15 protein-coding genes are annotated in these 12,728 nt (G+C 67.4%); 8 read left to right on the forward strand and 7 right to left on the reverse strand.

The genetic code is table 11. From position 1 onward, the window contains the following. Positions 1 to 91: 91 nt before the first annotated feature. From ACMGRF_RS09080 to ACMGRF_RS09095, 4 genes are all read left to right on the forward strand, one after another. Complete coding sequence (locus ACMGRF_RS09080; protein ID WP_049411592.1) at positions 92 to 958, forward strand: pirin family protein; 867 nt, start codon at positions 92 to 94, stop codon at positions 956 to 958. Between the two features lie 72 nt (positions 959 to 1,030). Next, entirely contained in the window at positions 1,031 to 1,711 is a 681-nt protein-coding gene (locus tag ACMGRF_RS09085) for a hydrolase (protein WP_414485859.1), read from the forward strand. Positions 1,712 to 1,763: 52 nt separating this feature from the next. Then, positions 1,764 to 2,405, forward strand: a complete 642-nt coding sequence (locus ACMGRF_RS09090; protein WP_414485860.1) for a hydrolase — start codon at positions 1,764 to 1,766, stop codon at positions 2,403 to 2,405. Between the two features lie 83 nt (positions 2,406 to 2,488). Then, on the forward strand, positions 2,489 to 2,887 hold the full coding sequence (locus ACMGRF_RS09095) for an OsmC family protein (RefSeq protein WP_049440054.1): 399 nt from the start codon (positions 2,489 to 2,491) through the stop codon (positions 2,885 to 2,887). A 110-nt stretch (positions 2,888 to 2,997) separates the two neighbouring features. Here the strand turns inward: ACMGRF_RS09095 and ACMGRF_RS09100 are convergent, their stop codons facing one another. The 6 genes from ACMGRF_RS09100 to ACMGRF_RS09125 all read right to left on the reverse strand — a co-directional run bounded on the left by ACMGRF_RS09100 (position 2,998) and on the right by ACMGRF_RS09125 (position 9,787). Continuing rightward, positions 2,998 to 3,327 (reverse strand): hypothetical protein, encoded by a 330-nt coding sequence (locus ACMGRF_RS09100; protein WP_005416760.1) that lies wholly within the window; start codon positions 3,325 to 3,327, stop codon positions 2,998 to 3,000. 97 nt (positions 3,328 to 3,424) lie between these two features. Continuing rightward, positions 3,425 to 5,170: a putative porin gene (locus ACMGRF_RS09105; RefSeq protein WP_049413905.1), complete on the reverse strand. Its 1,746-nt coding sequence runs from the start codon at positions 5,168 to 5,170 to the stop codon at positions 3,425 to 3,427. A 43-nt stretch (positions 5,171 to 5,213) separates the two neighbouring features. Beyond that, entirely contained in the window at positions 5,214 to 5,879 is a 666-nt protein-coding gene (locus tag ACMGRF_RS09110; protein ID WP_049413907.1) for a cell envelope integrity protein TolA, read from the reverse strand. A gap of 39 nt (positions 5,880 to 5,918) precedes the next feature. Beyond that, positions 5,919 to 6,332 (reverse strand): ExbD/TolR family protein, encoded by a 414-nt coding sequence (locus ACMGRF_RS09115; protein ID WP_049413909.1) that lies wholly within the window; start codon positions 6,330 to 6,332, stop codon positions 5,919 to 5,921. Between the two features lie 9 nt (positions 6,333 to 6,341). Continuing rightward, positions 6,342 to 8,126, reverse strand: a complete 1,785-nt coding sequence (locus ACMGRF_RS09120) for a DUF2341 domain-containing protein (RefSeq protein WP_111096245.1) — start codon at positions 8,124 to 8,126, stop codon at positions 6,342 to 6,344. Positions 8,127 to 8,164: 38 nt separating this feature from the next. Beyond that, positions 8,165 to 9,787, reverse strand: a complete 1,623-nt coding sequence (locus ACMGRF_RS09125; RefSeq protein WP_414485861.1) for a ShlB/FhaC/HecB family hemolysin secretion/activation protein — start codon at positions 9,785 to 9,787, stop codon at positions 8,165 to 8,167. Positions 9,788 to 9,988: 201 nt separating this feature from the next. On the opposite strand from ACMGRF_RS09125, the gene ACMGRF_RS09130 reads away from it, so the two are divergent. Further along, on the forward strand, positions 9,989 to 10,324 hold the full coding sequence (locus ACMGRF_RS09130; protein WP_414485862.1) for a hypothetical protein: 336 nt from the start codon (positions 9,989 to 9,991) through the stop codon (positions 10,322 to 10,324). 90 nt (positions 10,325 to 10,414) lie between these two features. Here the strand turns inward: ACMGRF_RS09130 and ACMGRF_RS09135 are convergent, their stop codons facing one another. Next, positions 10,415 to 10,879, reverse strand: a complete 465-nt coding sequence (locus ACMGRF_RS09135; protein WP_111191237.1) for a general secretion pathway protein — start codon at positions 10,877 to 10,879, stop codon at positions 10,415 to 10,417. A gap of 115 nt (positions 10,880 to 10,994) precedes the next feature. On the opposite strand from ACMGRF_RS09135, the gene gspH reads away from it, so the two are divergent. The 3 genes from gspH to ACMGRF_RS09150 are packed head-to-tail and all read left to right on the forward strand — an operon-like array spanning position 10,995 to position 12,411. Further along, on the forward strand, positions 10,995 to 11,441 hold the full coding sequence (gene gspH, locus ACMGRF_RS09140; protein WP_049413914.1) for a type II secretion system minor pseudopilin GspH: 447 nt from the start codon (positions 10,995 to 10,997) through the stop codon (positions 11,439 to 11,441). After that, positions 11,438 to 11,800: a type II secretion system minor pseudopilin GspI gene (gene gspI, locus ACMGRF_RS09145; protein WP_099495757.1), complete on the forward strand. Its 363-nt coding sequence runs from the start codon at positions 11,438 to 11,440 to the stop codon at positions 11,798 to 11,800. The genes gspH and gspI overlap by 4 nt, the downstream gene beginning before the upstream one ends. Continuing rightward, positions 11,797 to 12,411, forward strand: a complete 615-nt coding sequence (locus ACMGRF_RS09150) for a type II secretion system protein J (RefSeq protein ID WP_049413933.1) — start codon at positions 11,797 to 11,799, stop codon at positions 12,409 to 12,411. The genes gspI and ACMGRF_RS09150 overlap by 4 nt, the downstream gene beginning before the upstream one ends. Positions 12,412 to 12,728: the final 317 nt, after the last annotated feature.

Consider the following 12,728-nt stretch of genomic DNA (forward strand, 5'->3'; position numbering starts at 1 on the left):
GCAAATAATGGCATCTACCGGCCATATTGTCGCGGCGATATTGTCTTCGCAACGAAGAACAGCGGCCGGCAACCCCGGCCAGGAGATCGCCATGAAGCGTGTCACCGGTACCTACAGCGCCCCCCGCCCGCACTGGGTGGGCGACGGATTCCCCGCCCGCTCGATGTTTTCCTACAACACCCACGGCCAGCACCTGAGCCCGTTCCTGCTGCTGGACTATGCCGGCCCCTACACCTTCGCCCCCAGCGATACCCCGCGTGGCGTCGGCCAGCATCCGCACCGCGGATTCGAGACCGTCACCATCGTCTATGAGGGTGAGGTCGCGCACCGCGATTCGACCGGCGCCGGCGGCACCATCGGCCCGGGTGACGTGCAGTGGATGACGGCGGCCTCCGGCATCCTTCATGAGGAATTCCACACACCGGCGTTCAGCAGGCGCGGCGGCACGCTGGACATGGTCCAGCTGTGGGTGAACCTGCCGGCACGCGACAAGATGGGCGCACCGGGCTACCAGACCCTGCTCGACGCAGAGATTCCCTCGGTGGATCTGCCCGATGGCGCCGGCCGCGTGCGGGTCATCGCCGGCCGCTTCGACGGCCACCCCGGCCCGGCGCGCACCCACACGCCGATGGATGTCTGGGACATCCGCCTGCAGCAGGGCCGCCACGCCGAACTGCCGGTCGCCGAGGGCCGCACGCTGGCGCTGGTGGTGCTGAGGGGCACGGTGCGGATCAACGGCGGTCCGCCGGTCGGCGAGGCGCAACTGGTCACCTTCGACCGCAGTGGCGAAGACGTGTTCGTCGATGCCGACAGTGACGCCACTGTGCTGCTGCTCAGCGGCGAACCGATCGACGAACCGGTGGTCGGCTACGGCCCGTTCGTGATGAACAGCCAGGCCGAGATCGCGCAGGCGGTCAACGACTTCAACAGTGGTCGCTTCGGCCGGATCGCGCACTGAACACTTCAACGCGGCGGGCTGCGGCCCGCCACAGCCATCGGGCCATCGCCCAACCTCCCCAGGAGACTGACCATGAGTACCCCCGCCAACTTCAACGGTGCCCGTCCGGTGATCGATCCAGACAACGCCGCGATGCTGCTGATCGATCACCAGAGCGGCCTGTTCCAGACCATTGGTGACATGCCGTTCACTTCGGTGCGCGCGCATGCAACCGCGTTGGCGAAGATGGCCACGCTGGCAAAGATGCCGGTGATCACCACCGCCTCGGTGCCGCAGGGCCCGAACGGCCCGCTGATCCCGGAGATCCACGACGCGGCCCCGCATGCCCAGTACGTGGCACGCAAGGGCGAGATCAACGCCTGGGACAACCCGGACTTCGTTGCTGCGGTGAAGGCCACCGGCCGCAGGCAGCTGATCATTGCCGGCACCATCACCAGCGTGTGCATGGCCTTCCCGTCCATTGCCGCCGTTGCCGATGGCTACCAGGTGTTCGCGGTCATCGACGCGTCGGGTACCTACTCGAAGATGGCCGAGGAGATCACCCTGGCCCGCGTGGTGCAGGCCGGCGTGGTGCCGATGGACACCGCTGCGGTCGCCTCGGAGATCCAGCGCAGCTGGAACCGCGACGATGCCGAGCAGTGGGCCGAGGCCTACACCAGGATCTTCCCGAACTACCAGCTGCTGATCGAAAGCTACCTGAAGGCCCGGGACGTGCAGAAGAACCATGAACCGCTGGATTCGCAGCGCAGTTGAGTGGCCCTCGTGCCGGCCAGCCGCCGGCTCCCCCCTGAACAGGAGATCCATCATGTCCAGTGAACCGATCCGCGACCCGGCCAGCGATCATCTGCTGACCCCGCAGAATTCCGCCTTCATCATCATCGACTACCAGCCGGTGCAGGTGAACTCCATCGCCTCGATGGACCGCCAGTTGCTGGTCAACAACATTGTCGGCACCGCCAAGGCCGCAGTGGCTTACGGTCTGCCGATCGTGCATTCGACGGTCAACGTCAAGACCGGCCTGAACAAGCCGCCGATTCCACAGCTGCGCAAGGTGCTGGGCGACTACCCCACCTACGACCGCACCACCATCAATTCCTGGGAGGACGTCGAGTTCCGCAAGGCGGTGGAAGCCACCGGCCGCCGCAAGCTGATCATGACCGCGCTGTGGACCGAGGCGTGCCTGACTTTCCCGGCCCTGGATGCGTTGAAGGAAGGCTTTGAGGTGTATGTGGTGGTCGACGCCGTCGGCGGCACCTCGCTGGCCGCGCACGATGCCGCACTGCGCCGCATCGAACAGGCCGGTGGCCAGCTGATCAGCGTGCCGCAGCTGTTCTGCGAACTGCAGCGCGACTGGGCCCGCTCGGCAACGGTGCCGGCCTTCCTGAATCTCTTCATTGAAACCGGTGGTACCGCGGGCATCCAGTTCTCGTACGATCGTACCGAGTGATTGGGTAGCGGCGCCGGTCCTGGCCGGCGCCGCCTTTTGGCGCAGTCGAGCATGGCTGGCGCCGCAGACAGATGGAGAACGTGATGGCCTACGCACGCATTGTTTCGACCGCTGACAACTATCTGCACCACATCAGCAACGGCAGCTTCGATGTGGATGCGGACGAGCCCGCCTCGCTGGGCGGCCAGGGCAAGGGCTTCGCACCGTTCGATCTGTACCTGGCCTCGCTGGCGGCGTGTACCGCCATCACCCTGCGCATGTATGCGCAGCGCAAGGGCTGGGAGCTGGGCGAGTTCCATGCCGAGCTGCGCTCGGAACGTGACGAGGATGGACGTTTCCACGTGCACCGCGTGCTGCATGCCAGCGCCGAGCTGAGTGATGCGCAGTGGCAGCGGTTGCTGGAGGTGGTGGAGAAGACCCCGGTGACCCTGGTGATGCGCGAAGGTGCACGCATCACCAGTGAACGCGGGGCCGCCGCGTAACCCCATCCATGCATGGCGTGGATCTACAGACGACGCTCGCCGGGCATGGCCCGGCGCTACCGGAGCGGCGCGGGGCCATCGGGTAGCGCCGGGCCATGCCCGGCGGCCGCTCAGCGCCGTGAATGCAGCACGGTGCGCTGGCGCATCGCGTTGAATTCCTGCTCCACCTGCTGGATATCCTCGGCCTGGAACCCGGCCGCGTCCAGCAGCTGGTCGGCGGCGGCCGCCGCCAGCGGATCGTCGTCACGCTGGCGCCAGCAGCGCGCCGGCAGGAAGTAACCCACTTCGCTGCGCCCGCGCATGATCACCACCGGCCGGCCTGCATACAGCAGGAATTCCGCCAGGTGCTGGCGCAGCCCCTCCACCGAGACATAGGCCGGCCCGATGCCCAGCGATCGACTGGACGGTTCGGAACTTTCGAACAGCTTGCGACGGCTCATCCACTCCTCCTTATGTGCAACGCGTGGTCTCCTTTCCCTAGACGGGCGCATCACTGCGCCCCCGCCACGCACTACGTGATCCAGATCACGCCGTCACTCAGAACCCGGTATTGAACTCCAGCTGGAACACGTCGATCGACAGTGGAGCACCGGACACTTCCTTGGCCGCCATCCACTTGCCGCTGATCCAGCTGCGCGCGTCCAGCGCGTAGGCGCCGCCCACGTAGTAGCCGCGGGCGTTGGTGCCACCGAGGTGGAAGTTCGGGTCGTTGTAGGCATCCGGCAGCGCATCGGCCTCGATGCGCTTGTAGCCCAGCAGCGCCTGCCACTGGCCCTTCTCCTTCAGGTCGGCGGCCCCGAAGGTGGCCTGCACCATCCAGGCGGTGTCGCCGCTGCGGAACGTATCGATGCCGGCGGTGCCACCGGCACCGTAGTTGTTGACGATGCCGTTGTTGGCGCGGATGAACATCTTCTGCTTGTCGTAGGCCAGGTTACGGATGTAGTCGCCATCCAGGCGCAGGCCGATGCCCTGGGCCAGCTGCGTATCCCAGCGCAGGTTCAGCGTGGCCAGGCGGAATGCCGAGGCCAGGCCGACATACTGCGGGGTGGGCGTGTTGGCTGGATCCAGCGGGTTGCGTGCGATGTCGCGGATCAGCATCAGGGTGTTGCCCTTCTGCATGAAGGCCGGGCGCGACCAGTCCGTGTCGCAGCCGACCGCGCCTGCGTACAGCGCGCACGGCGAGGACAGGCGGCCGCTGATGTTCTTGAAGTCGTAGTAGCCCAGCGCCGCGCGCAGCGCGTTGTCGTCGTTGAAGCGCCAGTCCACGCCCACCTGCGCACCGGACAGCCACTTGTTCTCGTTCGGCGTCTTGACCCGGCTCTGGCTGGGCGCGCTGTCGGAGGTGTACTCCAGCGGTACCACCGCCAAATTACCGAACAGGCCAAGGTCACCGTCGTCGAAGTCGTACTGCAGGTTGGCGGCCAGGCCATCGAAGTTCAGGTCGTTGGAGAACAGCGTATCGCTGGTCCAGAACGGATTGCCGAAGCGGCCGCCGCGCACCGTCACCCAATCGGCCGGGCTGTAGGCCAGCCAGGCCTGGTCCAGCCACACGTCCTTCTTGCTCAGGCCACCCCCCAGCTGCTCGGTCGTTGACACCGGGCCATTGCTGCTGCCGCTGGCCAGGCGCACGCCGGCCGTGGTGTGCTGGCCGATGGTCGCCTCGATGCCCAGGCGAGCGCGGATGCGCCACAGGTTGCGGCGGTCCTGGCGGGTGTTCAGCAGCGGCGGCAGCTGCAGGTTGGTGTTGGTGTTGGTGTCGAAGCCGTTGCCGGAATTGATCGACGACCAGTTACTGACGATGTCGCTGTTGCGTTCGGAGAAGAAGCGCGACTCGCTGCGCACCCGCATGTCACCGGTGACCTTGATGCGCTTGGTCCACTCAGCCACTTCGTTCGGCGCCGCCCAGCCCTCGGACCTGGCCTGCGTCATCACCTCCTGGCGCACCTCGTCACGAATGCCGTCGCGCACGCTCTGCGGTACGTACGGCACGCGCACGTCACCGGCCTCCAGGGCCACGCCACCACTGGCGGCCGGGGTCCCGGCGGCCGCGGTGTGCTGCAACGCCGCTGCTTCGGCCTGCGCCTGCACCAGCAATGCCTGGCCGTCTTCGGGTTTCAGTGCACCGCTGGCGATCAGCCCCTTGATCAGCTTGACCATGGTGGTTTCGGCGGCCATCGCGCCGGCCGGGGCGGCCAGGCTGAGCAGCACGGCGCAGCACAGCAGCGCCCGTCGGGCCGGCCGCGGGCGGCGGGAATCGGTTCGTGCGCGGACGTGGTCGTTCATCACGGTTCTCATCGAAAGAAGGGAAATCACGGAGGTCGGGGAATCAGGCCCCGGGCCGGCGGCCCTGGATCAGGACGCGGGCGGGGAAATCAAGCGACGGCGGCGGTGCCTGGTCGACCTTGCCGATGCGACGCAGTGCATCGAGCACGGCCGCGTCGGCCTCCTCGTTGCCACTGCCACGCACCAGCTCGACCTTTTCCAGGCGACCATCGCTGGCCAGCCACACATTCACCTGCAGCTGGAACGCCAGGCGCTTGACCTTGTCGTCGCGCGAGATCGCCTGCTGCATCAGGTAGCCGAGGTAGCGCCCATAGGTGGCATTGCCGGCACCGCCACGACCGACGCCGGACGAACCGCCGCCGCTGCCGGACTGGATGCCGAAGTTGTCGCCACCGGCCTGCGCGTCGGCATTCATCGTCACCGGATCGGTGTTGTCCGCGGTCGGCGTCGGCTCTTCGGCCGGCGTCGGCTGATCCAGCGGCTCCGGCTCGGGCATCGTCTCTTCCGGCGGCGTTTCCGGCTCCGGCGGTTTTTCCGGCGGCGGCGGGGGGGGCGGTGGCGGTGGCGGCAACGCCAGCATCGGCGGCTGCACCACCGGCCGACGGGTGCTGGCGGTGTCCCTGAACAGCAGCCACCACAGTGCGACACCGAGCACCAGCAACGCGACCAGCACCAGCGCGACGGTCACCAGCAACGAGCGACCACGCATGCCGGGCTCCGGCCGAGGGGGTTGATGGGCGGTCATGCCTCAGCCCTGCGCCTTGCCGGTGACCAGGCCCACCTGGGCCAGCTCCAGGCGCCGCAGCAGGTCCAGCACCTCGACCACGCGGGCATACTGCACCTGCGCGTCGCCGCGCACGATCACCGGGAAATCCGGCGTGGTCGCGCGTTCGGTACGCAGGCGGTCTTCCAGCTCCGCCATCGTCACCGGGTACGCATCCAGGAACACCTGGCCGCTGGGGTCGATGGTGATCGCCTTGGTCTTCGGTTTCTCCAGCGCCACGGCGTTGCTGGCCTTTGGCAGGTTGACCTCGATGCCGGGGATGGACGCGTTGCTGGTCAGGATGAAGATCACCAGCACCACCAGCAGCACGTCGACGAAGGGCGTCACGTTGATGCCCTTCTCGCGCTTCTTGATGCCGAACTTCGCCTTCTGGCCCATGACGCGCCCTCAGCCCTGGACCGCGGCCGGGCCGCGCCCGTCCTGCTCTTCGGCCAGGCGCGCGGCGAACTCGTCGATGAACACCGCCATGTCCGCACCGATCGCTTCGGCACGCGCGCCCAGGTAGTTGTAGCCGAACAGTGCCGGGATCGCGACGCCAAGACCGGCCGCCGTACACAGCAACGCTGCGGCCATGCCGGGTGCCACCGAGTTGATGTCGACCGCGCCGGCCATCGCCGCCACCACGAACACCAGCATGATGCCGATCACGGTACCGAACAGGCCCACGTACGGCGCGCCTTCGATGGTGGTCGACAGCCAGTTCATGCGCCGTGCCATCGCTTCCTGCTCGCGCACCATCACCGCGTCCATCGACGCGCGGATTGCCGCGATGGTGGCGCCACTGAGGTAACCACTGTTGCCGTCGCGCTGGTGGCGCTGCTGCATTTCATCGATGGCCACCTGGTAGATGCGCCACAACGAACCATCGTGCATCGCGGCCGGTGCCTTGCCCTGGCGGTCCATGTCGGACAGGGTGCGCAGCGGCACGCCGGACAGCTTGCCGAAGCTCTCGGTGAACACCGCATTGGCCTTGCTGGTGCGGCCGAAGTGGCGTCCCTTGGCAATCATGATCGCCCACGACAGCAGCATCATCAGGCCGAGGATGGCCACCACCACCCAGGCATCGAACGGCATCGCCTTGAGAATGAAGGCAAAGTGGCTCTGCCCGGCGGACTGCTCGTCGGCGCCGTAGCTGATCAGCCGCGAATCGGCACCCTGTGCGGTGGCATCGGCCAGCAGCAGTGCCGCCGGTCGTGCCACGCGCGAGATACGCAGCTCATCCAGTGCGCCCTCGAAATTGGCCAGCGGCTGCACCGCGCCAGGAGCATCGGCGCCCACCACCGGCGTGGTGCCCAGCGCCGGCAGCTCGCCGCTCATCTGGGCGACCACGCGGCCATTGAGGTACAGCTGCAGTGAGCCCTTCTCCGCTGTCAGCGCCACGTGCGCCCATTGCCCTTCCGGAATCGGCTGTGCCGGCGTGCTGCGCTGTCCGTTGAGCTGCACGAACGGCACCCGGTTCTCGATGCCCAGCACCAGTTCGGAAGCGCCGTCACGACGGGCGTAGATCGCCTGCGCAGCGGTGTTGCTGCCTGGCTTGATCCAGGCCGAAACGGTGAACGGCGCACCCGCCTCCTGTGCAAGCGATGCGCTGGCCGGCAGCGGCAGCGGGCCTGCACCCAACTGAACGCCGCGGCCGATCACCGAACCTTCCGACGACGGCACCACGGCACCGGCATTGTTGCCATAGGCGGTGGTGTCGCGTGCCGGTGCATTGGCCTCGGCAAAGTGGTAGACCAGCGTGTAGTCCGGATCGAACACCTGCTGGCCGTTGCCGCTGGCCGGGGCCTTTTCATTGCCGTAGTACATCCAGATGGTCTGCGGCGCTGCGGCGCTGACCGCCGGCACATCCACCCAGACCAGGGCCATGCCCATCCTGGAATCGAACTGCTCGATCTGGTGGGCCAGCACGGTACGGCCATCACCCGAGACGAAGCGCAGGTCGTTGCCCGCGTCCTGGGTGCCGTCGAAGCCGAAGTTGCCGGTATGCAGGCGCAGCAGCAGCGGCGTGCGGCCCGGGTCACCGGCCAGGCCCGCGCCCTGCGGGCCGGCGTCGATGGTGATCGGCTTGCGGTACTTCCATTCGGCCTGCCACCAATTGGCATCGGCCGCAGCCGCCGGCAGCGCAACCAGCGCGGCCAGCAGCAACAACACTCGGGAAAGCAAACGGTCCATGCGAGGGGTCTCCGGAGAACGCATGTTCAAGGGAAGGGTCAGTAACTTGTGCTGATGTTGAAATGCAGGCGCGGGTCGTCCTTGCGCGTGACCGGGCCATCGGCATACGGCCGGGCGTAGTCCAGGCGCAGTTGCAGGTGTTCGCCCAGGCGCAGCTGCGCGCCCAGGCCGACCGAGGCCAGGTTGTACTTGTCACGCTGCTCGGGTAGCGGCTGGCGCAGGCGCAGGTAGGCCGCATCGGCAAAGCTGTAGACACGCAGGTCGGTGCCGCGCCACAGCGACCACGCCGGGGTGCGCCATTCCAGGCTGGCCAGGCCGCCGTAATCGCCGATCGCCTCGGCCGACAGGTAGCCGCGCACGGTGTACATGCCACCTGCGGCGAACTGCTCGGCCGACACCAGTGGCGCATCGGTTACCTGCAGCGACCCGCGCGCATACCACTGCCAGTCGCTGCCGAAGGTATGTGTGTTGGCCACGTCGGCCTTGAAGGCCACGAAACTCGGGTCGGCCCAGTAGCGCTTCTGCCCGAACGCAGTGGCGTCGCTGCCGTAACCGAACAGGCGGCGGGTACCGGCCACCAGCTGGGTGTTGATGCTCAGCTGATCGTGCTCGCCCTGGCGCACGCCGACCAAGGCCAGGGTGATCGGCGCGTACTTCAGCGGCGTCTTCAGGCTGTCCTTGCCCATCTGGGTATCTTCCTCGGTGTCCTTGAAATCCACACCGAGGCTGAGCTGGCGCCACCATTGGCTGCTGCCGGACAGGCGATAGTTGAGCTTGAGGCCGATCGAATGGCCGTTGCCGATCACATTGGTGCCGGTGCCGGTGCCGACCTGCCCGCCCGCATTCAACACGCGGCTGTCGGATCTGTAGCCGGAGGCTTCCAGGCTCCACGGCGTGCCTTCGAACGGCATTGTGTACGAGGCGGAAAAGACCTTGGCCTGCTTCGTGTCTTCCGGCGCCAGGTACACGCCGATGTTGGCGCTGTGCCCACGCTTCCACAGGTTGTCGTAGGCCAGCGATGCACTCAGGCGCAGCTTCTCGGTGTCGGCGCTATGGTCGTTGTTGAGTGACGCACTGGCACGCCACGGCGACTTCTCCTCGACCTGCAGGTCCACATCCATCGTGCCCGGCACCTGGCCCTCGCGCACCAATGGCATCACCTGGCGACGTCCGCCTTCATTCAGCGCGGTCAGTTCCTTCTGCGCCTGGTCGAAATCCGGCACCTTGCCCTCGGCCAGCGCCGGCACGCGTTCGCGGATGCGTTCGGGCGATTCGTGGCGGGTGCCGACCACGCGCAGCTGGCCGATCGGCGTCTGCTGCACCTTCAGCAGCACCACGCCGCCACTGACCTGCTGCTCGGGCAGCTCGACGTAGACCGACTGGTAGCCGGCCTGCTGGTAGAGCGCATGGACCGCATCGCGCGCCTTCTCGACATCGGCCAGGGTCTTGCCCGGGCCGAGGAACGGTTCCACCGCCCGTTCAATCTCCCGCGGATCGAGCACCGTGTTGCCTCGCACGATGTATTCGTTGATGTTCACGCTGGGCGCGGGTGCGGCCTCCTGCGCGAGCAGCGGCATCGACAACGGCAGCGCTGCCATTGCCAGCGTCAACGGATGCAGGCGCAGCGGAAGGCGAACGGCTCGGCACGGGACAGGAGTCATCGAAGGCATCGCGTCGTATCGAAGGGAGGGGCCAGGGAGCGGCGCGTGGATCTACCAACAGGACGTGTACATCGCGTCAAAGCCGCCAACAGTTTTGTGACAGCACTGTCATCTTTTGACAGCGCCGCAATGCACGCAGGCGGACCCTGCCTTGGCCACCCGTCTTCATTGCAGAACATCGATTGCTGCGGGAGAGTCGAGATGCGTGAATCGTTGATGCCGGGCCTGCGCGCTGCGCTCACCCTCGCCCTGCTGCTGGCGCTGCCATCGGGTCGCGCCGACGAGGCGAAGAAGCAGGAAGGAGCTGCGCCCTGCATCGAAGTGCAGGTCAACGGCGAGCGGATTCCGGCCTGGGACTGCCTGCAACGCAAGCTGGCGCCTGCGACAAGGCCGGCGAAGCCGCCAGCGCTCCCCGAAGCCGAACGCCTGATGCAGCAGCCCGGCAGCCAGCTGATGCAGTACAACCTGGAAGGCACGCGGCAGCGCATGGGCGATGCGTTCGGGCGCTCGGTGGTGCCGCAGCGACCTGCGCGCTGAGCCTGCACGGCTGTAGAGCCGTACCCACGCTCGGCTCCTCCTGCGTGTCCTTCAACACTCATGCAAAGGCAGCCGAGCGTGGGCTCGGCCCTACGGGAAGCCCCCCTTCGGGGCAGCCGGCACGATGCCATCGCTCGGCACCGGTGGCAGCGTGGGCACCGCTAGGCTGCGCGACTGCCCTGCCTGGTTCAGCTCCACCGTAGTGGCACTGATGCTGGCCAGCACCGTGCAGGGCCCCAACCGCTGGCCCGGCGCGTAGGCTTCGGCTGGACGCCCATCCACCGAAAGCAGCGCAAGCGGTGCGTGGTCGCCAGCCATCACACCCAGCACCACCACCTCGGTCTGCACTGCGCCGGGGGACAACAGTCGCACCAGCGGCAGGCTTGCCACCGCATCGGCCAACGGCCGCACCGCCGCCTCGGTCTTCGCCTCGCTGGCCACGGCCGCCGGCGCCACCGCAGACAGGGTGACGCTCCAGTAGGCCACCACGGCCAGCAGCAGCGCCGCCGCCAGCAGGGTCAACATGCGATTGCGATCCCAGCGCCAGCCGTCCATGTTCCGCACCATCGCCACGTTCGTGTCCGCCTACGCTAGCAGGTGCGGCTGACGCTTTTGTTTCATCATGCGGGCCTACGCTGGCAGGCATCGACCCGGACAGGAGGCAACGTCGATGCAGCGCGTGCCGCGTGGTTTCACCCTGCTGGAACTGATGGTGGTGCTGGTGATCATCGGCATCTGCACGGCGGGCATCGGGCTGGGCCTGGGCAGCCTGCTCGACCCGGGCCGGCAGCTGCGACAGGAAGCCGAACGGTTGGCGCAGCGCCTGCAGGTGGCGCGCGACGAGGCGCGTATCGATGGCCGCCCCCTGCGCTGGCAGGCCGACGCCGCCGGCTATCGCTTCAGCCGCCGCGAAGGCAGCCGCTGGGTGGACGTGCAGCGCGATGACCTGCTGCGCCCACAGCAATGGCAACCGGCGGGCATCGCCGTGCAACCGACCACGCCGATTGAACTGAGCCCCGAATGGATTGGCGTGGCGTGGGAAGTGACGCTGTCGTTGCAGGGCCGGCAACTGCGTCTTCGCGATGATGGCAGCGGACAGTTGCAGGTCGTGCAGTGAAGCGGAACGGGCACGGGTTCACCCTGATCGAAGTGCTGATCGCATTGGCGATCGTTTCAATCGCACTGGCGGCGGTGATGCGTTCGGTGGCGGTGGCCACCGACGATCAGTCGCGCCTGCGCGATCGACGGCTGGCACTGATGTGCGCGCAGGACCGCTGGCAGGAGCTGCGCCTGGCCGCGCAGCCGCCCCAGGATGCACGGCAGCGCTGCGTGCAGGGGCGCAGCACGTTCCTGGTGCTGCAACATCTGGGCACGGGGAGTGACGGACAGCCGCAACTGGAACTCAGCGTGGTGGCCGAAGATGCACCGCGGCAGTCGCTGGCGCGGATGCAGCTACCGTGGACAGCAGCGCCATGAAGCACGCCGCACGTGGCTTCACCCTGATCGAAGTGATGATCGCGATCACCATCATGGGTGTGCTGGCGCTGATCTGCTGGCGTGCGCTGGACAGCGTGGCCAGCAGCGACCAGCGGCTGCGCCGGGCCGATGCCGAGACCACGACAGCTCTGCGCGTGCTGCAGCAGTTCCAGCGTGATATCGAGATGCGCGCGGACGACGCGTTGATGAATGGTGCAGTGCGTCCGGCCGATCAACCGCAGCGGCTGCTGCCTCCGTCCCTGGTAAGCGAACGGCACCCGGATGGCAGCTTTGCGCTGGAGATCACCCGCAGTGTCGGCAGTGATGGACGGCGCTGGCAGCGGGTGCGCTGGTGGCGGCAGGGCAATACGCTGTGGCGGGCCAGTGGCGCTGCGACGGATCGGTACCCCCTGCCCGCGCCTGAGCCGTCGAAAGGCATCGCGGTGGCCAGGGATGTGCAGCGGTTCGAGGTACGCGCCTGGCAGCCGGGCGCTGGGTGGGCGCTGTTGCCGAGCGAAGGCGAGGTGCTGCCGGCCACCGGGCTGGAACTGCGGTTGGGACTGCGCGATGTGCGTGGGCCGCTGAGCTACCGGCGGGTGCTGGAGCTTTAGGATTCGTTCGTGTCACCGCATCCATGCATGGTGTGGAACTGCTGCCGACCAGGGTCGGCAACGACCGGGGTACATTCGCGCGCGCCTACTGCCGCCGGGCGCTTTCCTGCGCCCGGCGGCGCCGTGTCGGTGGTCCTCACCGCCGATGGCCGCTCCCTGCCCTCCGTGCCGTCCTGGCTGGGGCCGCCACCGTTCCCTGGCGGCTGGCCCGATGCTGTCCGTTCCTGCAGTTCAGCCGCATCCACGCATGGCGTGGATCAACTACCGGCCACGTTCGCAGCATTGTGTGCCGACCAAGGTCGGCATCTATCGGGATC

It is taken from the genome of Stenotrophomonas sp. EMP41, from assembly GCF_047495535.1.
GTDB classification, from domain to species: Bacteria; Pseudomonadota; Gammaproteobacteria; order Xanthomonadales; family Xanthomonadaceae; genus Stenotrophomonas; species Stenotrophomonas sepilia.